At 52.8% G+C, this 25,107-nt stretch carries 19 protein-coding genes and 1 pseudogene; 14 read left to right on the top strand and 6 right to left on the bottom strand.

All coding sequences use genetic code 11. The features are described 5' to 3' along the window. Positions 1–4: 4 nt before the first annotated feature. Both AH68_RS05405 and AH68_RS05400 read right to left on the bottom strand, forming a co-directional pair. Positions 5–1,423 (bottom strand): C1 family peptidase, encoded by a 1,419-nt coding sequence (locus AH68_RS05405; RefSeq protein WP_039198345.1) that lies wholly within the window; start codon positions 1,421–1,423, stop codon positions 5–7. Then, the gene (locus AH68_RS05400; protein WP_144245761.1) at positions 1,416–2,192 is read right to left on the bottom strand and encodes a MazG nucleotide pyrophosphohydrolase domain-containing protein; all 777 of its coding nucleotides are present in this window, start codon (positions 2,190–2,192) and stop codon (positions 1,416–1,418) included. The genes AH68_RS05405 and AH68_RS05400 overlap by 8 nt, the downstream gene beginning before the upstream one ends. Before the next feature lie 281 nt (positions 2,193–2,473). Here AH68_RS05400 and AH68_RS05395 point away from each other — a divergent pair, with 281 nt between their 5' ends. Next, on the top strand, positions 2,474–3,517 hold the full coding sequence (locus AH68_RS05395) for a cation diffusion facilitator family transporter (protein WP_039198342.1): 1,044 nt from the start codon (positions 2,474–2,476) through the stop codon (positions 3,515–3,517). A gap of 251 nt (positions 3,518–3,768) precedes the next feature. Here AH68_RS05395 and AH68_RS05390 read toward each other — a convergent pair whose 3' ends face one another. The 3 genes from AH68_RS05390 to AH68_RS05380 are packed head-to-tail and all read right to left on the bottom strand — an operon-like array spanning position 3,769 to position 6,157. Further along, the gene (locus AH68_RS05390; protein ID WP_039198340.1) at positions 3,769–4,536 is read right to left on the bottom strand and encodes a carboxymuconolactone decarboxylase family protein; all 768 of its coding nucleotides are present in this window, start codon (positions 4,534–4,536) and stop codon (positions 3,769–3,771) included. Positions 4,537–4,587: 51 nt separating this feature from the next. After that, the gene (locus tag AH68_RS05385; protein WP_039198338.1) at positions 4,588–5,634 is read right to left on the bottom strand and encodes a zinc-dependent alcohol dehydrogenase family protein; all 1,047 of its coding nucleotides are present in this window, start codon (positions 5,632–5,634) and stop codon (positions 4,588–4,590) included. A gap of 58 nt (positions 5,635–5,692) precedes the next feature. After that, on the bottom strand, positions 5,693–6,157 hold the full coding sequence (locus tag AH68_RS05380; protein ID WP_081995883.1) for a MerR family transcriptional regulator: 465 nt from the start codon (positions 6,155–6,157) through the stop codon (positions 5,693–5,695). A gap of 440 nt (positions 6,158–6,597) precedes the next feature. Between AH68_RS05380 and AH68_RS05375 the strand changes: the two genes are divergently transcribed. Next, a complete protein-coding gene (locus AH68_RS05375; RefSeq protein WP_039198336.1) occupies positions 6,598–7,287 on the top strand; it encodes an ECF transporter S component in 690 nt (229 codons plus the stop codon). Between the two features lie 175 nt (positions 7,288–7,462). On the opposite strand, the gene bsh is transcribed toward AH68_RS05375, so the two are convergent. Further along, positions 7,463–8,413 carry a choloylglycine hydrolase gene (gene bsh, locus AH68_RS05370; protein WP_039198334.1) on the bottom strand — a complete coding sequence of 317 codons (951 nt, stop codon included), beginning with the start codon at positions 8,411–8,413 and terminating at the stop codon, positions 7,463–7,465. 512 nt (positions 8,414–8,925) lie between these two features. On the opposite strand from bsh, the gene AH68_RS05365 reads away from it, so the two are divergent. The 12 genes and pseudogenes from AH68_RS05365 (at position 8,926) to AH68_RS05310 (ending at position 25,065) form a co-directional block, all read left to right on the top strand. Beyond that, on the top strand, positions 8,926–10,083 hold the full coding sequence (locus tag AH68_RS05365; protein ID WP_081995882.1) for an IS1249 family transposase: 1,158 nt from the start codon (positions 8,926–8,928) through the stop codon (positions 10,081–10,083). A gap of 49 nt (positions 10,084–10,132) precedes the next feature. Continuing rightward, positions 10,133–10,564 (top strand): annotated as a pseudogene (locus AH68_RS10825) (relaxase); the annotation flags it as partial. A 399-nt stretch (positions 10,565–10,963) separates the two neighbouring features. Continuing rightward, positions 10,964–11,587, top strand: a complete 624-nt coding sequence (locus tag AH68_RS05355) for a TetR/AcrR family transcriptional regulator (protein WP_039198328.1) — start codon at positions 10,964–10,966, stop codon at positions 11,585–11,587. After that, positions 11,560–12,261, top strand: coding sequence for an ABC transporter ATP-binding protein (locus AH68_RS05350; RefSeq protein WP_032744429.1), 702 nt, complete (start codon positions 11,560–11,562; stop codon positions 12,259–12,261). The genes AH68_RS05355 and AH68_RS05350 overlap by 28 nt, the downstream gene beginning before the upstream one ends. A gap of 48 nt (positions 12,262–12,309) precedes the next feature. After that, a complete protein-coding gene (locus AH68_RS05345) occupies positions 12,310–14,580 on the top strand; it encodes an ABC transporter permease (protein WP_236682352.1) in 2,271 nt (756 codons plus the stop codon). Between the two features lie 17 nt (positions 14,581–14,597). Further along, entirely contained in the window at positions 14,598–15,686 is a 1,089-nt protein-coding gene (locus AH68_RS05340) for a thiolase family protein (protein ID WP_158332983.1), read from the top strand. Between the two features lie 54 nt (positions 15,687–15,740). Beyond that, positions 15,741–16,937 (top strand): thiolase family protein, encoded by a 1,197-nt coding sequence (locus tag AH68_RS05335; RefSeq protein ID WP_039198320.1) that lies wholly within the window; start codon positions 15,741–15,743, stop codon positions 16,935–16,937. 10 nt (positions 16,938–16,947) lie between these two features. Then, positions 16,948–17,412, top strand: coding sequence for a Zn-ribbon domain-containing OB-fold protein (locus tag AH68_RS05330; RefSeq protein WP_039198318.1), 465 nt, complete (start codon positions 16,948–16,950; stop codon positions 17,410–17,412). A gap of 51 nt (positions 17,413–17,463) precedes the next feature. After that, entirely contained in the window at positions 17,464–20,544 is a 3,081-nt protein-coding gene (locus AH68_RS05325) for an AMP-binding protein (protein WP_039198316.1), read from the top strand. Next, positions 20,541–23,360, top strand: a complete 2,820-nt coding sequence (locus AH68_RS10095; protein WP_052189165.1) for a beta-ketoacyl synthase N-terminal-like domain-containing protein — start codon at positions 20,541–20,543, stop codon at positions 23,358–23,360. The genes AH68_RS05325 and AH68_RS10095 overlap by 4 nt, the downstream gene beginning before the upstream one ends. Continuing rightward, complete coding sequence (locus tag AH68_RS05315; RefSeq protein ID WP_039198314.1) at positions 23,357–24,301, top strand: ACP S-malonyltransferase; 945 nt, start codon at positions 23,357–23,359, stop codon at positions 24,299–24,301. Before AH68_RS10095 ends, AH68_RS05315 begins: the two co-directional genes overlap by 4 nt. Next, positions 24,298–25,065 (top strand): 4'-phosphopantetheinyl transferase family protein, encoded by a 768-nt coding sequence (locus tag AH68_RS05310; RefSeq protein ID WP_136500273.1) that lies wholly within the window; start codon positions 24,298–24,300, stop codon positions 25,063–25,065. Before AH68_RS05315 ends, AH68_RS05310 begins: the two co-directional genes overlap by 4 nt. The last annotated feature ends 42 nt before the right edge of the window (positions 25,066–25,107 follow it).

Below are 25,107 nucleotides of genomic sequence, written 5' to 3'. Positions count from 1 at the left end.
GCCTTCACCGGCTTCGCTTGGTGAGCGGCTCCCAAGGCTCAAGCTCAACCGGCTGAGTGGCCAATACTTCGCGCGTAGCCTCATCGAGATACTCCTTGCGAATGATCAGTTCGGTAACATAACGGTCGAACCAAGCATCGGACGCCACATAATAGCCATCCTGACCATTATCCTTGCCCCAACTGTTCTCCACCTTCCAACGGTTTGGACGCCCGTCAGCATCCAAATTCACGCCAGTCAACGTCATGGCATGATTGCTTGGGCAATCGCCATACTCCAATCCCGTGGCCTTGTCGAACGTGAATTCCGTACCGAAAAGCTGGTCAACGCGCACAGTATCGCAATCAAAATAGCCATCGCCACGCAACGAAAACTGCATGCAATCACAAGCGAACCAAATCGGATGACCACCACTGATCTGGTCCACAGCAGCCTTCTTGAACACGTCAAGAGACACGTTCACAAACTCCATATCACCCGCCTCGGCCACATTGGCCGAAAAACGAATACGATACCGCTTGCCAAACGGACGACTCTCCATCGGCACATTGCACAACGTAACCAAATCGTTCACATCCACCGGCACATACTTCTTATAAAACTCCATCGGAGTGATACCGAATTCACGAATCTGCGGACGCTCATCCTTGCCGGTCTTCGCAGCCTTTTCAGACGAACCCTCCCCCGCGGTTTTCTTCTTGCCATCATCTTTGTCATCGCTCATACGCGCAAGAAAATCAAAACGCTCCGGAGGCTCCCCCAACGCGATCGCACACATGCGATACACCGTGGCCATATCCTCATTCTTCAACGCACGCAACTCATCCAACGACGTTCCAGCTGTATGACGGTCACGCAAATCGGACGCAAACTCACGTAGCTTCGTATTTAAATACTGCTTGAACGCATCCGAATTCCTCGAATTAGCTGACTCCGGATAAGCACTCTTCGGCACCAAACCATACTTGTTCACCAAATTGGCAAACATTTGCCACCAACCACCATCATCGGCCGGACCATAATTAATCGCCTCGAACACACGACTATCCAACGGCTCATCCAACGTGGCAAGCACATTCTCCAAATACGTGTTCGACTTCTCCATCGCATCCCAGAAAAACAGGTAGGTTTCCGAAAACTCGAAATCCTCCAAATTCCAACGATGCATCAACTCATAACGCAACGTATTAAGCGCCGCAAACATCCAACAACGCCCCGAGCTACGCTGATTGGTGATACTCCCCTGCTTCAGTTCAATGGAGAAATCATTCTGCAGCACACGTTCGCCCTTGTAGTCAGTAGCTGCGGCAAGTACTCCGGATGATACTGCCGCATTGGCGGCCACCAGATTGGCACGGTCGGCGTTGAAGCCCGCGGAATACTGTTTGAGCAGTGCTGGGTCGAGTGCTTTGATGTCACTCATGGTTCATGGTCCTTTCGATGTGTTCGATTTCGGATTCTATGCCGCGCAGGCGGCAACGCAGGTCGGATTCCACGTCTACGCCATCACATTGCGCTTTGCGGATGATGGCGATGATTTCGTCTGCATAAGGATGACGGACATCATGCTGTTCGTCTGTCTGTTCTGCGCTTGGATTGAATGCGGTTTCGAGCTGATTACGATACTGCGATTTGTGTACTCTCGATACGATTTTTGTAGCACGCGGCAATGCGCCTTGCGCATGGGAGATGCCTTCGAGCACAGACTTACGATGCTTCTCTTTCTGCTTCATCGCTTCCCACAGTTTCAGCGTATCTTGCGCATTTTCCGGTGCCGGTACGGAATCGTCGGCAGCATCGTCCGTTTGAAAGACATGCGGATGGCGGGTGATGAGCTTATCTACGAGACGGTTGCACACTTCGTCGATGTTGAACGGATCCTGCGTATCCACGGCGCACACTTGCGCTTGGAAAACGGATTGCAGCAGCATGTCGCCGAGTTCTTCACGCATGTTGTCGCGATCGTTCGTTTCCACAGCGTCGATGTATTCGTAGGTTTCTTCCAACAGTGGTTTAAGCAGGCTTGTATTGGTCTGCTCGCCGTCCCAAGGGCATCCGCCTGGTTCGTGCAAAATGCGTACGACTTGCTTGACACGGTCCAACGCGCTAGGCGCATCGCGTACAGGGTCAAGTTTCGAACAGTGTTCGAATTCTTCGGGCAACTGATAATCATCATGTGCGGCTTCAGTCATACCGCCGATTCTTCTCGCATGTGCCGACCATGCAGCTGCGGCCTTGGCATCCGTAAGCGTCTCGTCTCTCGAGATAAACAAACCAACCACATCCGAACCATACCGCCCAATCATCCCTCCTCGTTGCAGAAAGCAGGTTTTTGCAAATCTACCGGTATTGGGGAGTCACCCATGCCTTACACGCATTTTCGGCATTTCACCTCCGGAATACGACGGGAATATCACACCCCTATATATGATTGAATGTGTCTGTATTAACTCCAGAAAGAAACGGAAAGGCAATGAACGAATCGCAAGATTCCAACGACAGTAGTACGAACGACAGTAACGCGAATACGGCAAACAATATTCGCCAACAGGAAACGGAACATCAGGGTGCGGCCGTCAAAGCGGCGCTCGGAGCCAATATTGGCGTGGCCATCGCCAAGCTCGCGGCAGCGTTCTTCACCGGATCGTCCGCAATGCTTTCCGAATCGGTGCACTCCATCGCCGACTGCTCCAATGAGATCGTACTCATGGTAGGCGGCCGCTTCGCCAAACATAAAACGGACGGCGATCATCCGTTCGGGTTGTATCGGGCCAAGTATCTCGCCTCGTTCGTGGTGGCGACGTTGCTGTTCTTCGTCGGAGGTTTCTTCTCCACTTCGGAAGCGGTAAAGAAGCTGCTCGCCATTGCCGCAAATCCCGCGTTGCGTGATGCCAACCAGATGGAACTGCTGGTGGCGTTCATTGTGGTGGTCATCAGCGCCTGTCTGGAAGGTTACGGACTGCATCAAAGCATCAAGGAAGCGAACGAGCGCATGGAACGTACGGGCGTACCCCACATGGGCGTGTTCCGTTTCTGGAAGCGCACCAAATCGGCGGAGCTTGCATCCGTCATCATGGAAGACACGCTTGCCCTGATTGGTCTGGCATTCGCAGGAACTGGCATCGGTCTGGCGATTCTGCTCGACAATGAGATATTCGATGCGATCGGCGGTTTGATGGTTGGTCTTGTATTGATCTCGGGATCGTTGCTGCTGATGTTCAAGTCGGGTTCATTGCTGATTGGCGAGGCAGTTGACGCTGATACCCGAAAGGAGATTGAGCAGGCCGTTATTTCGACGCCTGGCGTGGAACGACTGCTGAACATGCAGACTGTGCACATGTCTGAGGATGACATTCTGCTGTGTGTCAAAGTGCAGACCAGCAAACTCGACCGCGATTACGACGTCGAAACCGTGAACAAGATCGAACAAAGCGTGCGTGCCGCATTGCCATGGTTCCGTTTCGAAATCTACGTAGAGCCTGACCTTTACCGCACCGACCACAAAATCGTCTCGTAGCCGCGCGCAATGAGCTTGTTGAATTGCTGTTGAATTGCTGAGGAGTGTTCTAGAGTCCAGATTCATCCAGTGGGTGGAATAATCCTCCCTGTAGTAGGACGTATGGGTCGAGTGATGCTCGCATATGAGCAGTAACGTATATAGGGGGTCGTTTGCCAATCCAATCGTGACTGGCAAACGACCCCCTCCATATCAGAGCGAGAATCAAGCAAGCTGTCGAAGCATCGATCGATGTAAAACCTTACAGCAAATCAGCCCTGCATCTGCTCGGCGGCATCATTGATGCAACGAATCGCATTCAATGTACGCGGATATCCGATATACGGCATGCACTGCGAAATAACGGCAATCAGAAGCGCCTTCTCATTGCCCACGCCCATATTGGCCTTCGCATGAGACGTCAATTGCGGTTCGCAACCACCCTGCGCGGCGAGGAAGCACAACGTGATCATTTCACGCTCACGCGTGCTCAAGCAACCGCGCGTGTAGTAGTCGCCGAAGCAGTTGCAGGCAAGCCACTTGTTGATGTGCCGTGTATCTTCGGGACCGGATTGCGCGAATCCACGCATTCCTTCACCGAAGATTTCGATCTGCTTGTCTTCACCCGCCTTGGCACGCGTTTCCGGCGTGGTGGTGCCTTGCGGTTCAAGCGGAAGATGCACGTTGGCCGCGCCGAGGAAGTTGTTGAGCTTCTTCAGGAACGGCAGAGTTTTGCCGAAGCCGCAGTATGCGGTCGCTTGATACACCATTTCCTTGATGGCGATGGACGATAGTCCGGTTTCGTAGGCCACCGGCAGCATCATTTCGAAGGCATCCAAGCCTTGGCATCCGACCAACACGGCAAGAATGGCCAAAGAACGGGTCTTGTCATCCAAATCAGGATGATTTGCTCCCGGTTCGTTCACCACTTCGTCATAAGCGAAATTCGAGAAGAATTCAATGAATTCCGGATCGGTTTGTGACAATGTCCTGTCATTATTCCAGAACGAATTCATCCGTTTGTGCAGCTCTTCAAACAAGACTTGCTTCCTTTCGTTTGATTTGCGCTTATTCTATCGTCGGTATATTGCTCAGACCTCGCTGATGCGCAGCAGCGACTTTACGGTGCGGCGCTCGTCCATGGCCGCGTACGCTTCCTGAATATCGTCGAGCGTGTATTCGGAGGTGTAGACGATGCCGGGATTGATGTTGCCGTCGAGCACTTCCTTGAGCAGTCGCTGCAGATCGTACGTGCGCACCGGTGCCGGACCGCCGCGCAGGCCAACGTTGCGGTAGAACAGTCCTGGAATATCGGCTTCCACGCCGTGCGGCAAGCCAACGCGTCCGACTACAGCGCCCGCACGCGCAACCTTCATGGCAGTGTCGTTCGACAATGCGGACCCTACGCATTCAAGCACGGCGTCGGCACCGTAACCATCAGTCATTTCCAGTACCTTGGCCACGGCCTCGTCGCCACGTTCCTCCACGAAATCGGTGGCACCGAATTCGCGTGCGATACGTTGGCGGTCGGCATGGCGGCTCATGGAAATGATGCGGGTGGCGCCCATCAGCTTGGCGGACAGCACTCCGCACAGGCCGACCGCACCGTCGCCGAACACGACTGCGGTGTCTCCCGGCTTGATTTCGGCGGAAGCGGCCGCATGGTAACCGGTCGACATCACGTCAGAGAGGGTGAGCAGCGATGCGAGCATTCCGTCGGAGAAGCTCTTCGCGTCGCCCGGAACGACCACCAGCGTGCCGTCGGCTTCGGGAACGCGCAGGTATTCCGCCTGGCAGCCCAATCCCTCGTCTCCGAAATATCCGCCGTGGGGGCAGCTGGATTCGAAACCGGCCTTGCATACCGGGCACTTGCCGCAGCTGAACGGGAACGGTACGATCACGAAATCGCCCGGCTTGGCCACGGTCACGTCGCCGCCGATCTGATCAACCACGCCGATGGCTTCATGGCCGGCCTGGGTGTTGGGCTCCTTGCTACCGTCACGGTAGAACCACAGGTCGGATCCGCATACGCATGCGCGTACCACGCGGATGATGGCGTCTCCCCCATCGATGATGGTCGGTTCGACATGTTCCTCACATGCCATCTGCTTGACTCCCTTGAAGATCGCTGCCTTCATGAGTTGCTCCTTTGTTGTACGAATTGAATTAAGGTAACGTCTGCGATGACGCCTCGACTTATGCGTCAGCCTTGCTACGAATCTGTTTTTTCACTGTTTCGATGACATCGTGGTTTTCTTCCAGAAGTCGTTGCGCTTCGTCGTCATGGCCTTCCGCCACGGCACGCCAATACAATGTTTTGAGGGAAACATAGGCTTGCTGCATGCGGATGCTTTCGGCTTTTGCGGCCAAGCGCAACGCCTGCGCGTCCAGTAGCGCCATTTGCCTGCGCGCACCTTCGGTTCCGTCGAAACGGTTTTTCAGATACTCGCGCATGGCATCAAGCGGCATGCCAGTCGCAGACAAGCAGGAAATAGTAACCAACGATTGAATGTCTTCGTCGGTGTAGGCACGATGGCCAGAACTTGGGTCACGTGCGATCGGGGCAATGATGCCGATCTGCTCGTAGTAGCGCAAAGTGGATTCGGGAAGTCCGGAAATCATGGATGCTTCACAAATCGTATGCCATGTTGTAGTGCTCATACTCTGCACTGTAAAAACTTAAAGTGCTTGAAGTCTAATTGGCGTGTTGCATGCTGTCGCATAGCAAAAGAACATGTAATCCTGACAATTAGCTAAGTTGCGTCTGCAAAGCGTAACTTACGTGTTCATCGTAAGGAACATAGGATCACGCTGTTTTGGACGAATGCCACCTCACAACAAAAAGCTCTTATGCTGCTGAGTTGAATGAAATCGTGCGGATTAGGTGTACTGGACTGGACCGTACGCCCGGATTTGGAGTATTTGTAACGATATTTTGGATACAGGGAAATCCATGATGCGTGTTCGGCAAACAACACGTCGTATAATACCTTTCGTCGTTCCTGCCCGAGCCGCGCAGGTCGAGGAACGGCCCACGGCGACTGCCGCGATCTCCGACTCACGGTGCGCGGCATCGACCAACGCAAGGATTCATTATCATTATGGCGAAGCCATTCTCTAAAACCGTTATTCATAATACAGACGCGAAGCTGTCGAAGCAGGTAAGGCAGCCTTTGAAAACAAACCAAGGAACACACAAGGCCCTCACATGGCGTGTGGTCGATATCGCGGTCGGCGCGGCGGTCGGCGTGATGTCGGGAGTGATGTTTTGGGTGTTCGACGGTCTCTCGTATGGTCTTTTTCCGTTGATGACTTTGATTCTTCCTGGTTCAGCGGCGCTACTTCATGCTTTGTTCTACTTCCCCGCCACGTTGGGTTCTCTGATCGTGCGCAAGCCGGGAGCTTCGGCCTACGTGCTTTTGGTCGCATCGTTCGTCGAGGTGGTACTCGGCACGAAATACAGTGTGAGCCTGGTGGTGATCGCGTTGTTGCAGGCGGCAGCCGCAGAAGCGGTATTCGCGCTGTTCCGCTACCGTCGTTGGACGCTCGGCGTCACCATTCTGTCTGCTATGGCGATTGGAATCGTCTACAACTTCTACCTGCTGTTCTTCTACTATCAGGCATTCACGTTTTTCAGCCCGCGAGGCATCATCGGCACTATTTGCGAGCTGCTTAGCGCGGTGGCATTCGCCGGTTTCGGTTCTTGGGGAATGTATTGCGCTTTACGTAAGTCAGGTGTTCTGTCGCGATTCGCTTCCTCGCATAAGGAACATAACGAAGAAAACGCCTGAAAGTACGTTCGAAAGCATGCCTCGACCATTTTAATTTTTTAATCAAATCTCATCAGTTTTACTGATTAAAAGGGCACAACGACGGTTACGACGTTGTGCCCTTTTATACTGTTCACGTAGTGCGATTGCTGTGGAATCTTCGGAACTGGAATCTTCGAACTCGAAATTCCCGGAATCAATCGGCGGTGATCAGCTCGCTCGAATCCATGTCGAAGTCGGACATGGCAAACGAGCGAATCGCCGGATCCTCATACGTGTTCATGTAATACGTGTTAGTCTTTCCGGAATAACCGCTGGTGAACAGTGTGCGCTCGAACTGGTCGTTGCCCATCTTGGACATGCCGTCAGCCATCTGTACGGAAGCCAGCGTGTGGAACAGACGAGACACATTGGCGGACTCATTGTTCTGCTGTGGATAGTGCGTGTTGGTGTAGGCAACGCGTACGAAACGCGACGGCGAACTCACGTCACCGGGAATGCCGTGCATGCTCACGCCGGCACCCCATGCGCTCAGTTTCGCTTTGCCCCAAGTGGTCGGCTCCGCCATTTCGTTGCTCACGCACATGTAGTTGCGCAGGTTTTCCATATGGAAGTCGAAGGTCGGCTGGTTGGTGAGCACATCCACATCGTCATGATGAACGTGCATGCCATCAGCCATCTGCTCGACGACGATGCTTCGGGTGCCGTCACCAATGAACCAGTGCAGCAGGGACTCCTGCTGGCCGGGCACGACCTGCGAAACGAGCGTCACGTTCTTCAACGCTTCTTCGACTTCGTCGACACTGTCGAAATTGCGCGCCACCCACAGCGGGAATTCGAAGGTAGCGACGTTTTCGGTTCCTTCGACCGGCTCGTGTGCAAAGGAGGCGTATCCGGGGAAGTTCAGTCCGGCAATGGCCAGACCATGCTCGTTGGCGCAGTCGAAATACATGGGGCGGTCGGCCATGACCACGCCCACGCCGATCACCGCATTCGGTTCGTTCTTGCCTTCGGCCCCATACACATAGTCGTACTGGTAGCCTCGCGGAGTGACCAGAATGGTCTCGCCGTAGGAGAAGCTCCAGTCGAGATTACGGCCGAAATATGTGTTTCCCTCATCGTCGGAGAAACGAACACCAGTGCACATATGGACTCCCTTCCATGATTTGCCGTGTTTTTCTTGCTTGCGTGTTCATGGTAAACGCCGTTTGCTGGGAAAATCTTAAGTTTTGCCCGTGGAGGAACTTGGTCTGGATATCTACGCATTCTACGATGACCGTGATCCGCTGGATCCTCGCAACCGGTAGCAGAGTCTCCGTCAAACGCGCAAATTCGAGGTCTCCTGCATGCGTGTTAGAGAATAGCCCGCCTCCCGAGTCCCCAAAACACCCACCCGCGGGAACAATCCGTACGCCAACTGCCTTCTTGGCGGGAAGGTTCCCCAGTGGGTGGAAGATTCAGGACGTTACAAGCCGGCCAATGCCAGAAACTTTTTGTCGGACTGGATGCCTTGGGTGAGGAACTGGCCACCCATAGACAGGGCCTATAGGAACTTTTGTGGTGCTTATGATCGAGGTCTGGCCTTGTATGAGTAGGCGTGTCGGCATGTCTTTTTCCCCGCGTGGAAAATGATGTGCTCCCGGTGGTGGGCTGGATGGTGTGAGAACGCCATCCAACAAAGCGAAGAAATGCCCGGTATGCGGGCGTGCGATGAAGAAGAACGGACGGACCGGCAAGGGCACGCAACGGTGGAAATGCCGGGCCTGCCGGCTGAGCTCGACGATGCCGCAGCGCGGCCGCAGACGGGCGCAGACGCTGGAGGAATTCCTCTCATGGCTGCTGGGGCCGTCGTCCCAGACGGCGTCGGAATCCACGGGCGACGCGCGCGCCCTGCGCAAGCGGATCGCATGGTGCTGGTCAATCCGGCCGCGCATCGCCCCGACGGACGCGAAGCGCCACGCGGTCATGGCCGACGGCACGTACATGGGCCACGACTGGTGCCTGATCATCGCCATCGACGGCGAGAGCGGAGAAGTCCTCGCCTTCCAGTGGTGCGCGCACGAGTCCAAGGCCGCCTACCTGGCCCTGTTCTCCGGGATCCCCACGCCCGACGTGCTGATCACCGACGGGCTGCGCGGCGCGGAGGCGGCGTGCCTGGAGGCGTGGCCCGGCACCCGGATCCATCGCCGTCTGGTGCATGTGCAACGCAACACCCGCACCGACCTGACCTCCAGACCCAGACTCCAGGCCGGCAGGGAATTGAAAAAACTGTCCGGCCCGCCGGCCGGCGTGGAAACCGCCGAGGAGGCCGTCGGATGGGGCGAGGCGCTGAACGCCTGGCACGAACGCTGGAAAGGATTCATCGCCGAACGCATCTTCGCGAGGGACGACCCCGCCAACCCCAAGGCGTCCGGACGTGTGTGGTGGTGGACGCACGGGGAGCTGCGCCGCTGCCGGCGGTTGGAGAAACTGTTCCGCGAGGGGAAGCTCTTCGCCTTTCTCGAGCCAGCGCTTGCCGCGGGTGGGCCGGTGGCCCGCACCACGAACCGGCTGGAGGGTGGCGTCAACTCGGTTGTCAAGAACGTGTTGCGCAACCACCGCGGACTGCCCGAGGAGCACATGCTCCGCGCGTGCGAATGGGTGTGCTACATGAAGACCGCGCACCCGCGGCCGGAATCGTTCATTTCCGACGATCCGCTGGAGGACGGGAAAGCGACGTCGCCCGAACCGGAAGGCGACGTCTCGCCCGCATGCGGGATCGGTGTCGACTGGAACGAATTCCACACCGGCACGCGATATCCCAACGGCACCGACTGACGCCGAGAACCAGACCTAAAGCACCACAAAAGTTCCTATAGGCCACCCCGTGGTCGGCTACCGGATCACGTGGCATAGCACGGATGGGCGGATGGAACGGTTCAACGCCTTCGAGCTCGGCGACGACATGCGATTGAAACGACTGCGCGATGACTGGGCGGACGATGCCAGAAGCCGCAGCCTCGCCGTCCAGGAATGGCGCGCCGCGATGGAGAACCGCCCGCCCTTCCTCGATGACGGACGAGAAAGACACCCGGAGAATCTGTCCACGCACGACATGGAACGCCTCGTATCCGAAACGTTCGCCATCGCCGCCAACCTCAACAGCGCGGCGGACGACGACGAATACCGGGCAGCGATGCGCGAGGGCCTGCACACGTTCGACATGCTGCGCGAACGCTACGGGCTTACGCAGGACGGCCTGTGGAGAACGGCCACGGACATGAACGAAAGCCAGAGGACGTTGATTCATTGTCCATAATGGGCGAGCTGTCTCCTCAGACGATTGAGCCGTGAAGCAGTCAGTCCAGTGGACTGTTTGTAGGCGAAGGTGAGACGGCAGTCGCGTAATGGGAATGTTGGACGTCGAGCCGTCCGTCGTTACAGGACGCTGGCACGCGGAGCGGCCTAGAGGGGGTGGCTCGTAGCGTGTCTCTTGCTCGTGCGCCCACTGTCGGGAACTGTTGCGATGAATGCGCGGAAGATAATCGGTGGTTGCTGGATCACCTCTCGGCTTGTGCAGCGGTCGCCGATTTCCATCTCTATTTACGCTGACAGCGGAGAGAAGGGCGTGAAATAAAGCCAATGCGTTGACGTGACTGTGGTGCCGTAGTAGTATTTTTGAACATCGTTCAATTAATGTGCGGGACAGGGAGCTTGGATGCTTAAGTACGACAAACGCAAAGAGCAGATGATTGACATAGCTTCACGCATGCTTTTGGAGAAAGGGTATGAAGGCCTGTCCATCCGGAGCATCATTCAGGAGGCTGACGCGTCGGGCCCCGGCCTGTTCTATTACTATTTCGCGTCAAAGCAGGATATCTACGAAGCGGCCATGCAGCGCATCGTCAAGCAGCAGTTAGACCAGCGATGGAGCATCGTACGCGACGAAACACTCGATCCCGAACGGAAGATTGACCGTCTCATCGAATCAGTGGAATGCGACTTCAACAGGTATCGCAATCTTCTGGACCATGGTGATAACAAGCAGATTCTAGATACCATCAGCATGACCATGATGACGGAAGAGATTCCTATGGCGGAACACATCATTAACGAATTGCTGGAAAGGAAAGGCGTCGCGTCGCGTGAGGCCGCGGTGGATGTGCATGAGCTGTCATGCTTCATCGTATACGGGCTCAACGGCATACTGCGTGAGAAATTTGCGAATCCCGACACCATACCGGATACGCCGACCTTCCAGTCCATCAAGCGACTGCTAGTCGGGATCCTAAAGCTTATGCAAGGAGAAACACCATGTCGTTCATTGACGTCATCAATCTGACTAAACAATACAACAGCAATGACGTGCAGACTATGGCCTTGGATCATGTCAGCTTCTCCCTCGACGAGGGTGATTTCTGTGTGGTCCTTGGGCAGAGCGGCGCGGGAAAGTCCACGCTGCTCAACATGTTGGGCGGCATGGACTCACCCACATCAGGTTCCATCACAGTCGATGGCACTGATATATCCGACATGAGGGAACGCGCCTTGACACAGTATCGCCGCAACTCCATCGGCTTTGTGTTCCAATTCTATAACATCATCCCCAACCTCACCATTCTAGAAAATGTGGAAATGGTCGCACGCTTCGGCGGAAAGAATTTCGATCCGCAAGCCGTCCTCTCCGACGTTGGTCTCGGCGAGAAAATCCATGCCTTCCCACAAGAATTGTCCGGCGGCCAGCTCCAACGTGTGGCCATTGCGCGAGCCCTGTGCAAGAACCCGCAGCTGCTGCTGTGCGACGAACCTACAGGCGCGTTGGATTCCAAAACCGGACAGTCGGTCCTAAAACTTCTGATGCGGATGTCTCGCCAATACCGCAAAACCGTGATTGTGGTAACGCATAATTCATCGATTGCGCGAATCGCCGATGTGGTCGTCACCATCAAAGACGGCAAAACCGAATCCGTGCAGCGAAACAACAATCCGGAATCCATTACCCAAATCCAGTGGTAGGCGTCTTCTATGCTCAAGAAAATACTGAGGGATTGCAGAACCAACGCAATGTCCCTAAGCGCCATAGCAGTGCTCGTGTTCCTTACCCTATTCGTTTTCTCAGGACTGTTGTCTGCGGCCCACGGCATGAGCTACGAATTCGAACGATGGTCTATGCAAACCAACTTGGCCGATGCGTGGGTGAGCGTGCGATCCGCAGGTGCGACGCTCACCGATGAAGTCAACAATGCCAAGCACGTGTCGCATGCCGACGGATCGCTGATCGTCACCGCCTCGATGAAACGTAGCGGAGCGAACAAGCTGCTCACCGTCAACCTCAAAGACTCCAACGAAGTGTCCCGCCCACTCGTCAATGACGGCGAACAATTCGACACTAAGAAAAAGAACTCCATCTGGATTGACAAGAACTTCGCCGACGCCAATCACATCAGCACCGGGGATACAGTCACCATCAATGTAAACAAGTCCCCGATCGCATTGACTGTACGGGGCCTCATCGCCAGTCCGGAGTACATCGGCTACACCAGCCCAATGAACGACATGGTGGCGAATCACGACCGCTACGGGTACGCATACACTAATCGTGCATCGCTGCCCGTGACTTTGGACCGCATCAACAGCATAGCGGTCAAAGCCGAACCTGGCTGCGATACCGGCTGCATCGCCAGTTCCGTTCGAGACACGCTAGGCAACGCAGCCGTCAGCGTGCAAGGCCGCGACGCCAAAACCGAGATTTCGAAGTTCCAAGCCAAAACCGCGAGCATGTATCGCATGTCGTACATGTTCTCCACGTTGATGATTGTATTGGTGACGCTGACCACCATCACCACTATCAGCCGACTGGTCAACAGCCAGCGCAGCTCATTGGGACTGATGAGAGCGCTGGGCATATCTCGCAGCGCCCTGATCTTCGGATATCAGATATATGCGATTATCGCAACGCTTCCCAGCGCCCTCCTCGGCCTGTTCCTCGGACCTGCGCTTCTGGGACGGCTGTTTCTGGACAAACAACGGTTCCTGTTCAATCTTCCCCATTGGCAGGTCCGCATCGACAACGCCAGCTGGCTCATGATACTAGGCATCATCATCGCCAGCAGCATCGCCTCCATCATTCCAGCATTCCGCATCACCCGCCTGACGCCCGCCATGATCCTAGACACGAACACCATGCGCGGCGTCGGCACCATGCGATCAACACCGCGCAACCCGCGCCGCGACAGCCAACAACACTGGCAATGGCACTGGATCATGCGGGATAAATCACGTTCCATGGTCAAAGAAGGCATCTCCGTCGTGGCGATTATCGGCGCGACCGTTCTGGTGATGGCAAGCTTCGGTGTGCGTCTCTCGCTCACCGCCACCAACGATATGACATATGGCGACGTATTCCGCTACGGTCGGCAAATCCAGCTTGCCAACGGATATACCGACACAGATTACGACACAATCATGAGCGGCTTGCCGGATAACGCGCAAAGCCTCGAACAACTGCCCATCACTGTTACAACGGCGCATCACGAACAGTCATCCGTCATGTCCATCGCCACACCCGGCATATTCCTCACGGCACGTGACGACAAGCGCGAATCTATGCCAATCACTACGCAAACCGATGGTGCGTACATTTCTGAAGGACTGTCGAAAGCTCTCGGAGTCACCAGTGGCGACACTATTAGCGTCGACTCGGCCAGCATGTCAGAACCGGTCATCATGACCGTTATCGACATCGTGCGCGTCAGCAGCCCGCAAGGCATATACCTCAGTTCAGCATATTGGAAGAACCTCGGCGAAACGTTCCACCCCACCAGCATCATGGTCAATGGCCGCGTGCCCAGTTCCGTTGATAACCATCCGGCGGTGCAGCGGGTGGACTCCCTCGCATGGGACAAGGCGCAGGCCAACAAAGTGCTGGACACCTTCCAAAGCATCCTGACATTGCTGATGGTTTTCGCGGTACTGCTGGAATGGTTCATCCTGTACAGCATCGGCACACTGAACTACATCGAACGATACCGGGAATACGCAACCATGCGAGTGCTCGGCTTCCACATCAAGGAAATCCGGTCCATCATGCTCAAAGACAGCTTCGTCACTTGGATTCTGGGCACAACCCTCGGCATCCCCCTGGGCATAGGCTTCCTGAACGCATATGTGTCCGTCGCCGATTCCAAGGACGCGCAATTTTTCGCATATCTTCCCACACCATACATCGCGTTGTCGGCCCTGTTCGTGTTATGCAACATGCTGATTATCGAACTCGTCATCGCGAAACGAATCGCCAACATCGATCTCTCGTCCGCGCTGAAAAGCGTCGAATAGTAAGAAAAGAGGAATCTATGACTATAGGAATCAGCTCTGCAGGAATCTCCGTGCCAATCCGAAGATTGCCGGTGATCGACACCGTATCACAGTGGAATAACACATCGGCTGATCTAATCGTCAAACAATTCGGAACGGAATGCCGAACTTCTTTAGGAAGCGACGAAGACACCCTGACGTTGGCACATGAAGCCTCTCATAATTGCATGGATAACGCAAGAGCTGACCCGTCAGATGTCGATGCAGTGTTCTTCGGCACTGTTACGGCTCCGGAACTGTATAGGGGGTGTGCCAACGCCCTGATGGACATGCTCACCGCATCCAATGCGTACACATCCCAAGACGTGTCCGCCGCCGAGCGTTCTGGCATCATGGCTTTGACCAATGCCTATGCGTATATATCTAGTGGACTGGCGCATCAGGCCTTGGCTGTGGGATCCGATAGCTTATGCCGTCATACTGCTCCCGGCGACCTGCGTGAATCATATGAAGGAGCGGGAGCAGGTGCCCTTTTGATAAGTGATCAGAACGTCATCGCTGAAATCTTCAAAGTCTCCAGCTGTAATTCCAATTTCCCGGAATTCGGCCGTCCCGAGGACGAACGTTATATTCGCGGCCTGATGCCGATGGATTCAGGCACCACGCATATCGGTATGATGCGTCACATCACAACAGCGCTGCAACGATTCATGGCCGAACAAGCCATGACAGTCAACGATTTTAACTACGTCATCCTACCCCAAGAACATGTTGGACAGTCATTGCAATTGGCACGTCACCTGCACATCGACAAAGAGCGCATCCTGCCCACATTGTTCGCTTCGACTACAGGTGATTTAGGATCGGCGGTCCCTCTCATCGCATTGGCCAAGGTACTGGAGATCTGTGAACCGGGCAGCAACATCTTGCTGTGTGCTTACGGTCACAACGCTGGTGCCGATGTGTTGGGATTGACTGCCACGGAGCACGTCACTGAATACCAGCGCAACTTGGTCAGCACCGTGACCGGCATACTTGACGAAACCATAAACGTCAAATATCCCATCGCGCTCAAAAATGAGTACAAACTCTCTTCGCCGAACATTACCATCGGGACATTCAACTAATCAGCTCACCAGAGAGGACACGAACTGATCCTCATATACAGACAAGGAATATTCATGACAAATCGTGTTGCGATTATCGGAACAGGTATGGTCGATAATCCTGGGATAAGCCATCCGGATAAAAGTTTCAAGCAGTTGCTTGTGGAATCCGTTTATAAGGCGATCCGGGATGCGAAGATCGAAGCAACCGACATCAAGGGAAGTTCGTTCTCCTACACAGGAGAATGCGAAATCGGATACGGTGGCGTTTCTGCTACGCTCAACGATGCATTAGCGCTCTCGCCCATTCCCGGGTTCATCAACGCATCAAATTGTGCCAGCGGACATACAGCGTTTATGCAAGGATGTCAACTCATCGCCAGCAAGGAATGCGACATAGCATTGGTCGCCGGATTTGAAAAATCCAGTGATGTATTGCCCTTTTTTGATTATGCTCTAATTAGTTCTGACTCGATGTATGACTACAATCTTGGATACTCTCACATAGATGCAGTGCTGATGCAACGCGAGTACTTCGCCCGATACAACATCCCAGCTGAAAAAAGAGCAGCGGGCCTAATGGCGTATGGCAAGTTTGCCCGGACTATGGGAAGTAAACATCCTGCCGCGTGGTGGTATGGCAAGCCGGTTCCCACTGATAAAGAACTTGCCGGCATGCCTATGTTTGGTAGCTTCATGAAACCTGGTGAAGGATCAGCGGCATTGATTCTTGCCTCGGAAGAAGTAGCCAAACGCATTTGCGCCAATCCTGTATTTGTACAAGGTCGCGCCTATATCACCACTTCGCATTATGTCGGGCATCGCTATGATGCCACATTACTTAACGGATATGACGACCCGGCCCTCAGCAGTGCAGGTAACGGATTCCCCTTATCCATCGCGTGCGACAAAGCATACCGAGAGGCTGGAATTGCCCCGTCCGATGTCGATACCATCGGTATCTACGACCAAGTTGCGTCTGAATTCGTTTCATTGGAAGCCGCAGGAATTTGTCCAGAAGGACAAGCCGTTGACTTTGTTCTGTCCGGGGAATGCGGCCCTGACGGTCGTGTTGCAGTCAATACAGACGGTGGTAATATCGGTCGCGGATTTGCCGGAGGAACCGCTGGCCTCTATCCAATCATCGAAATCGTGCAGCAGCTCAACGGCACCGCACGAGGATATCGTCTGCATCAGCCCAGATGGGGCGTGTCCACCTATGTGGGCGGAGGATTCGCCCATTGCGTATCTGTCGTTATGACCAACGAGTAAGTGAAATATCATGGCAAATCAGTATTCCGAACAACTCAGCAATCCCACCGTCGAATCATCACTCAGGCAATGGCACGAATACGATGGGCTTCATCGTATGGTTGGCACCGTCTGCCCGCATTGCAAGCGCATGTTCTTCCCCAAGAGATTCGTCTGCACGCAGTGTCATTCTCTTGACGTCCAACCGTTCACGTTCAGCGGCAAAGGCACCCTCATCAACGTTAGCCGACAACTCCTTCCTCCGACTAGAATTATGGGATTCCGAGAAGACGCCATCCGCATCATGGTTGGAGTTAAGCTGGAAGAAGGGCCAGTCGTCATGTCTGAACTGGTGGATTGTCTCGATGATGTGGACAAGCTCATCGGCAAGCCCGTTCACCATGTCATCAGAAAATTGGCCCGCTCGGCCAATGGAGATTACAAATACGGATATAAATTTAAACTGAGTCGTCAACTATCAGAACCGGCCCTATGACCCATAGCGTTGTATGCTCTCATCCAACGTTGCAACCCGAGGTGCACGAAAATGATTCATGATCAGACATCTACGTTTACTCCGCTGCAAAAGCAGATCATCAGCTTTCAACGCATTCATCAAGACAGTGATGCCTATAATCTCAACTATCTGTTCTCACTGTGCGGTGACATTGATGTCGTATATATGCGCGATGCAATCCAGTCAGCAGTTGATCAATGTCCGGCGTTCACCATTCGCATCGACACCACAAGCGGACAGTGGAAGCAATTCTTTGCCAAAGAGCACATCCTAGTTCGACATATAATTGCGCATAACAGTTACGAACACGTACTTGATCAGCTGAAAAGGCAGGCACGGATCCCATTCTCGTTTACTGGAGAGGCTCTCGCTGAATTATCCATCATCGAAGTCGAACACCGCGTGCTGTTTTTCATGCACATAAGTCATGCAATCTTCGATGCGTTCAGCCTTGATGCGTTTCTTCTTAAGGTGGAACATGCCTATGTGAAGCCTTTGGATAGGCGTGTGCGCAACGACACATATCTCGATTACGTAGACGCTTGGTCCCGGAAAACGGCGACGGACCAGGCTAGTCTTGTACTGAATGCTCTAGACTCGAATATCGATTTCGGCAATGACAATATAGTATGTGACGGCAATGAGCACGCGCTTAAACCACTTATCGGGCACCGCGAATGTATATGCGGGAAGGTCGCTTCTGAAATTGCCGAAATTCACGGTGCAACGACATTTGCGGTCCTACTGTCCGCATATGCATTCCTTATCGGGCAGCTAACTCATGTTGATTCTGTCGGCGTTGCGATTCCCTATGCTAATAGGCCTAAAAAGCGACTGGACGACATTGGACTATATGTCAATACACTGCCATTACACATCACGATAGATCCAGATGAATCGTTTGACTATTATCTTGAACGCATCCAGCATGATTTACGCATACTATCGGAACATCAGAATGCCGATGTGCTAAGTTTGCCCGGTGTCATTGCTCCACAATGCGCTATAACATATTACACTCATTTCCAGACGCTCAATCTACCCGATGTGACTATTAATCGGATCGACCTCCCGAATGAGTCGAGTATGTTCCCTGTTTCAATTCGTATTGAACGCGACGGCAACGAATTAATTGTATTGAACGAGAGTAACGGAATGTACCGCGATATCCCGTTCGGACGTTACATCGCGCGATTCTGCGAAGAAGTATCATGTAACGGACGGATACGCCTCGGGGATATCAGCCTGCTCAACGACGAAGAAGAACGCGCCATGTTGTCCAGTATTAACGGCGATGGAATGGAATTCCGTTGTTCCGCCGCCACTGTGTGCTCAATGGTCGCAGCCCATGCCGCCATTCGCCCTGAAGCCGTTGCCGTTATCTATAAACAGACACAGCTTACCTACGCCGATGTTGAGCACATCAGCAATCGGCTGGCACGTTTTCTTTGCCGGCACGTCGAAGCACGATATGTCATCGTGTCCGAACCGGTGAGTGCTTATCTGGCGCCTTTGATTTTAGGCATATTTAAAGCAGGCAAAGTGTATGTGCCGGTGGACAGCGTTATGCCGGACAGTCGTAAACGCCTCATCATGGATCAGTTAACTGATTACGCTATCATTGGCGATTCCTGTTCCGGTCACAATTACATGGGGACAATTGCCTCATGTCTGTCTTTTGCGGCCCAATACGATGACGGTCCTTATACGCCACGGTGCCATGCTGAGGATTTGGCGTATATCCTGTTCACTTCGGGATCCACCGGTGTTCCCAAAGGTGTGCCGGTCCGCCATGCGAGTATGGTCTCATTATTCGACGCGGCCTCGTCGCGATTCGAGTATGACGAAATGGATGTTTGGACCATGTTCCATTCATATAGTTTCGATTACTCCATATGGGAGATGTTCGCGCCACTCACATCCGGGGGGAGAGTTGTCATCGTTCCTCCGAACATCAAAATGTATCCCGATGAGGTACGCAAACTGTTGGTGGAGCATCAAGTGACTATGTTTAGTCAGACTCCTTCCAGCTTCTCAAATATGCAGACACATGAAGAGACTGTTGAAAATCATTCGCTATCATGTATCCGTTACCTCTTTCTCGGTGGTGAGTACATCCATGCACACATGTGTGATGCTTGGATTGCGAAATACCGACAATACGGTACAGTCATCGTCTCTTTGTATGGCGTAACTGAGGCTACTGTGCTTTCAACCCATGCAGTATTAGACGACCGCAAGCGGAAAGTCAATGGCGTCATTGGTCGCCCATTTCCCAACACATATTGCTATGTGCGCACTATAAGCGGCCATGTGGCACCAGAGGGGTTCCTCGGCGAACTGGTCCTCGGCGGCGTCGCTGTCAGTGATGGGTATTTCCGCCGGCATTCTGATGCATTCTGCGGCGATGCCAACATACCTGGCCCGGTGTTCCACAGCCATGACATGACGTATCTCAACAGTAAAGGTGACTTGATTTATGTTGCAAGGAATGACTCTCAGGTTAAAATTAGTGGGCACCGCATTGAAATTGGCGAAATAAAGACCGCGATAAACAAGTATCACGGTTGCGCCGATTGCGTAGTGACGGTGCGTCAATTCGCTGATGGCGACAAACGCATCATCGGCTATTACGTAAGTGATAGATACCTGGATATAGATTCACAATCATTGCGCACCTTTCTCAAGCAACACCTTCAGCCATATATGATCCCCGCGTTTCTGGTGCCTATTGACCATATCCCCTTGACCGTGAACGGCAAGGTTGACATCGACGAGCTTCCGACTCCTGACATTTCCAGTGTTACTGACTTGGCTGAGCAGTCCAGTTCACAAACGACTCTCAAACGGATGATGGACATCTGGCGGAAAGTTCTCGGTATTCCGAACGTGCAACCTGATGATCGGTTCTTTGAGGTGGGAGGGTCATCACTATTATTGGCGAAAACCTACGCGCTTATATTGCAGACATTCAAACTAACCGAAAAAGATGTGGGCATGATTGATTTATTTACGTATACCACTCCTCAGGCGATGGCGGAATTCATTGATGGACTAGCCTTGCAAAAAATGACGGACACCGATTTGAATCAAGGAGATTCGAGCTTATGAGCAGCATCGCCATCATTGGCTTTTCCGGTTTATACCCTGATGCGGATTCGCCGCAACAGCTCTATCGCAATCTATTGGATGGCCGCAATTCAATCGTACGATTCAGCGACTCGGAACTTCGCAGATCTGGAATCGACGAGGCGACCATCCATGATCCGTCATACAAGCCGTTTGGTACACGATTGCGTCGTTACAAGTATTTCGATAACGAATTCTTCGGCATGACCCCTGCGGAAGCACAAATTACAGACCCGCAGCACCGGATATTTCTGCAATGTTCTTACCAAGCCTTACAACACGCTGGATACGATCCGTTTCACATCGTTGACCAGGTAGGAGTATTCGCATGTTTGTCGGACAGCACTTATGTCAGGAATAATCTGACGACCAGTGGGCGCATTACTCCTGATGGCTACGATTATGCGACGCTCATTGGCAACAGCGCAGATTTCTTGGCTACACGCGTGTCCTACAAGTTGAATCTCACCGGCCCGAGCCTTGCAATGCAAACCGCATGCTCCTCTTCGCTTACATGTCTCAATTACGCCATCCACAGCTTGGAATCCAATGAATGCGATATAGCTGTAGTCGGCGGCGTTGGACTGGTGTTACCCCATATGGCTGGCTATACACACTTAAACGGTTCGACGTTCTCCGCTTCCGGAACGGTATCGCCGTTCGACAGAAGCGCGGACGGTATGGTCCGCAGCAGTGGATGTTCTGTCATTGTCATACAAAAACTGGATGATGCACTACGTGATCATAACCATGTGCATGCCATCGTCGAAGGCATAGGCATTAACAATGACGGTAACCGTAAAATTGGGTTCACTGCGCCTTCTGTGCAAGGACAGGTCGATGTCATACGAAAAGCGCTTTCCAAGACACATCTGACCATGAACGACATCTGCTATGTTGAGACTCATGGCACGGGTACCGCATTGGGCGATCCGATTGAATTCCGAGGTATCCAAGACGGATACGAGACTAAGCATCGGACGGACAATCTGCTGATTGGATCTGTCAAAGCTAACATTGGACATCTTGACGCGGCAGCTGGAATCACCGGTGTGATTAAAGTTGTTATGAGTCTCAGCAACGGTATTCTTCCTCGACAAATCAACTATCATACGCCAAACCCTCATCTTGCAATCGATGCTTCGCATATCGGCATTCCCGCGCATAATGTTCCTCTGACGAATGCTCAGTCCCATATGGCTGTGACAGCGTTGGGTCTTGGCGGCACAAATGTGCATTGTATCCTCTCAAAATTCGACGATGCGTCTACTGCAAAAATAACGGACCATTGTATAACCGCATCAACCGCACCAGTTGTCATAGTGTTGAATGCGGTCAATGACCGGTATCTGCGCCAACTATGCCTCAGTGTGGCACAGTATATCCGCGCGCACACTCCATCGTTGGAGGATATAGCCTATACGTGTTACCGAAGATTAGGGGAATTGCCTAATCGTATCTGTTTCTCTGTCGGGGATGTCGATGATTTGGCTCTAAGTTTGGAGGATTATGCTGCATGCCATGTTGTGCCGGCCTGCCACAACGAGCTGGCGCGGCAATGGCTAGAGAATGGGCGTAATGACATATTAAAGCCTTTGATACCGGAGGGGAAAGTAGTGCCTCTCCCTTACCTTATGTTCCAAGGTAAAGAGTTCTGGGTGAAACCGTCATGCAAGATTTATAGCAAGACCTCCAACAATCCTGTGCCGACAAAATCGTCAGGCACCAGCATACTGGATGAGATTATCCGCATATGGTCAGAATTTATCGGTGTGCAGGTGCATTCTGACGACAGGTTCTCCGACCTGTGCAGTGACTCGCTTACTGCGGTTTCCATCGCTGCGCAAATCGGCGCAACGCTCAACCTTGATGTGGATCCGACATTGTTGCAGATCATGGATACCCCCGCTAGGCTTGCCAAACATCTACGTGTCCCTGGGCAGACGGTACCCTCTATCATACCCATTAGTACAGGAGGGCAGGCTTCTTCCTTATATATGATTCACCCAGCCGGCGGCAGTATATTCTGTTACCGTAAGCTATTCGACAATCTGGACGTGCCGTTCAATGTTTTCGGTATCGCGTTCCCCCAAGATATGGAGCCGGTCAGTTCGGTTCAAGATATGGCGAAGCGATACGCGTGCTACATCATGGATCACCATGACCTCCAGCAACCGTTAGCGTTGGGTGGTTATTCCCTCGGTGGCAATCTAGCTCTTGCCGTGGCCTCCGAGCTTCGCCGGAATGGCGTGCAGGTGAAGGAGCTGATATTCATCGACAGTATCGTTCCCGAGGCTTACGCACAATCGCAGTTGTCTATGCGTGATTATGTCAATCACTTCCCGGAAATATGGGGGTTCATCACCGGAAACGGCAGAGGAGATATCTTCGATACACATAATTTCCAGACACTTGATCATGCTATACGTGAGCTACGTACACGTGGAAGCATCCCCGAGACATTCACTGACTCAGTGATCAAACGCATGTTTCATGTATGGGTGGCCAACCATCAAGCGCTGTGTGACCAGCATCTTCTGCCAGATATGGACGTTGGCATAACTCTGCTGTATGCACGTCAGCCGTTGAGCGACGCGGCATACAAGTTCGTCCGAATGCAGCCGTATCGTGCCGAACAATGGACGCGGTACTGCAAGGCCCTCCACGTGGTGCCTATTCCTGGTGATCATTATTCGATATTTAGTGATCCGGACAACAGTGCAACATTACGACGCGTGCTGCACGATGAGTTACAGATCATATCCGCGCGAATGCTGCATAAGGAGAACTGTGCATGACACACATCATCCTGTTTGACGGACAAGGGGCCATGCCTTCCTCGTCAGCTTTGCGAAGCATCTTATCCAATACCGCAGGAATCCAAAGGTTCCAAGAGTTGTCTGAACTATTAGGGTTCTCTGACATCCCTTCCATGTTCGCATACGGACATGCGACGGAGACGTGGTACATGCAGCCGATTATTTTTGTTTATGAGTCATTGCTTTTCGACGAACTTGATCGGCGATCAGGCCATGCAATGACTCCAACGGGGAATCTCTATTATGGGCATAGTCTGGGATTGTATACAGCATTGTATGCTGCGGCAGTGAGCCCCTATGAGGAGCTATTGCATATGGTCATTTCCCGTGGATTATGTATGCAGCATTGCAGTGAAGCGGTTGATTCTGGCATGATGGCAGTGATGACCTATGATACAGAGGCCATAGCGTATGTATGCGAAATCGTCACTCGTCTCGGTGGTCATATATATCCAGCCAATTATAATTCATTCGGCGAGACCGTTATCGGGGGAACCACCAGTGCGTTGGCGCAAGCGAAAGAGTTGTTTAACATGATGAACATACGATCTGTTGACGTGCAGGTTTGTGGAGCGTTTCATACCAAGTTGTTGAAATCGGCCGCTGCCGCTTTCAACCCTGAGTGCAAACACTTTGACAGTCATGCAGCGGAATATGTGTATGTGGATCAGTCAATCAAAGACATACCGTCATGGACTTCGCGATTAACGGAGCAGATTGTGCGTCCCACGGATTTTGTGTCAACGTTGCCGTCTCTTCTCACTGCTGGCGGGGTTAGGCCGAACCCGGATGGTAATTCAATCATCGAGATTGGTCCCAATACCACGTTGTGCCGATACGTCAACGAAATGGCACCGCGTCATAGTCCCCTTGCTATAACTCAATTGGATGATATTCCGAATACCTTACTTACGTCATGATTAAAACGCTATCCTCGATTCTCGACAGTGAAAGCCATCGTTCTGGCACAGGACTAGTCGTGGACTGCTATGAAACATCGGTGATTCCTTCCATCTACCATGATTGCGAATCTATATTGCGTGAATCAGAAAATTCATTTTCCTGCCGTGTCATTGGCATGACCAATCGAATGTCGCAAGCGCAGACCCTTACCGGGCGATGGCTTGTAGCTCATGCCTTCGGTATTCCGTTGGAAGAATTGCTTTGCGGTGATATGATTACGCTTTCGGCTTACGGCAAACCCAAGTTTTCAGACACTTCCAAAGGTTGGTTTTCCATATCGCATTCCGGCACCCGTGTCATTGTTGCGAAATCCGACTACCCCATCGGTGTCGATATTGAACAATGTCATAAAGCTGTGCCGTATATTCCCTATACAGTGCTGACCGCATCAGAACAAGTTTTGGTCGGTTCTGATTATGACGCGTTCCTCTATATGTGGGTGCGCAAAGAATCTGTGGCGAAGCTTGTCGGGACTGGCCTGTCCATGCCGTTGCGTTTCTTAGATTGCTCAAGGAATCCAATTCGTTTCGGTGGTGGAGCACTCCATGGGCAATCATGGGTCGGTGAGGCTTTGAGTCCGGAAATTTTCGTTTATAATTTCGACCGTACCGACGGTGAGTATATCGGAGCCCTAGCGTCCTACCATCATGACGTATGTCTGGCTTATCATTTTGTTGATTCAAGGGCGATTGAGGTTATAAACAAAGCATCCTTCTCGTAGAAAGTGCATCAGTGCAATGAACGGGAAAGGCCGTAACGCGAT

Origin of the sequence: Bifidobacterium catenulatum PV20-2, from assembly GCF_000800455.1 — a bacterium.
Lineage (GTDB): Bacteria > Actinomycetota > Actinomycetes > Actinomycetales > Bifidobacteriaceae > Bifidobacterium > Bifidobacterium kashiwanohense_A.
Note: the sequence above shows the minus strand (reverse complement) of the source record. Positions and strands in the feature narration are given on the sequence as shown.

Excerpts from the sequence above, each read along its gene's own strand:
- AH68_RS05340 (WP_158332983.1), top strand. The coding sequence starts at position 14,598 with ATGACTATAGGAATCAGCTCTGCAGGAATCTCCGTGCCAATCCGAAGA.
- AH68_RS05395 (WP_039198342.1), top strand. The coding sequence starts at position 2,474 with ATGAACGAATCGCAAGATTCCAACGACAGTAGTACGAACGACAGTAAC.
- AH68_RS05310 (WP_136500273.1), top strand. The coding sequence starts at position 24,298 with ATGATTAAAACGCTATCCTCGATTCTCGACAGTGAAAGCCATCGTTCT.
- AH68_RS05355 (WP_039198328.1), top strand. The coding sequence starts at position 10,964 with ATGCTTAAGTACGACAAACGCAAAGAGCAGATGATTGACATAGCTTCA.
- AH68_RS05345 (WP_236682352.1), top strand. The coding sequence starts at position 12,310 with ATGTCCCTAAGCGCCATAGCAGTGCTCGTGTTCCTTACCCTATTCGTT.
- AH68_RS05400 (WP_144245761.1), bottom strand. The coding sequence starts at position 2,192 with ATGACTGAAGCCGCACATGATGATTATCAGTTGCCCGAAGAATTCGAA.
- AH68_RS05385 (WP_039198338.1), bottom strand. The coding sequence starts at position 5,634 with ATGAAGGCAGCGATCTTCAAGGGAGTCAAGCAGATGGCATGTGAGGAA.
- bsh (WP_039198334.1), bottom strand. The coding sequence starts at position 8,413 with ATGTGCACTGGTGTTCGTTTCTCCGACGATGAGGGAAACACATATTTC.
- AH68_RS05330 (WP_039198318.1), top strand. The coding sequence starts at position 16,948 with ATGGCAAATCAGTATTCCGAACAACTCAGCAATCCCACCGTCGAATCA.
- AH68_RS05335 (WP_039198320.1), top strand. The coding sequence starts at position 15,741 with ATGACAAATCGTGTTGCGATTATCGGAACAGGTATGGTCGATAATCCT.
- AH68_RS05380 (WP_081995883.1), bottom strand. The coding sequence starts at position 6,157 with ATGAGCACTACAACATGGCATACGATTTGTGAAGCATCCATGATTTCC.
- AH68_RS10095 (WP_052189165.1), top strand. The coding sequence starts at position 20,541 with ATGAGCAGCATCGCCATCATTGGCTTTTCCGGTTTATACCCTGATGCG.
- AH68_RS05405 (WP_039198345.1), bottom strand. The coding sequence starts at position 1,423 with ATGAGTGACATCAAAGCACTCGACCCAGCACTGCTCAAACAGTATTCC.
- AH68_RS05315 (WP_039198314.1), top strand. The coding sequence starts at position 23,357 with ATGACACACATCATCCTGTTTGACGGACAAGGGGCCATGCCTTCCTCG.
- AH68_RS05325 (WP_039198316.1), top strand. The coding sequence starts at position 17,464 with ATGATTCATGATCAGACATCTACGTTTACTCCGCTGCAAAAGCAGATC.
- AH68_RS05375 (WP_039198336.1), top strand. The coding sequence starts at position 6,598 with ATGGCGAAGCCATTCTCTAAAACCGTTATTCATAATACAGACGCGAAG.
- AH68_RS05350 (WP_032744429.1), top strand. The coding sequence starts at position 11,560 with ATGTCGTTCATTGACGTCATCAATCTGACTAAACAATACAACAGCAAT.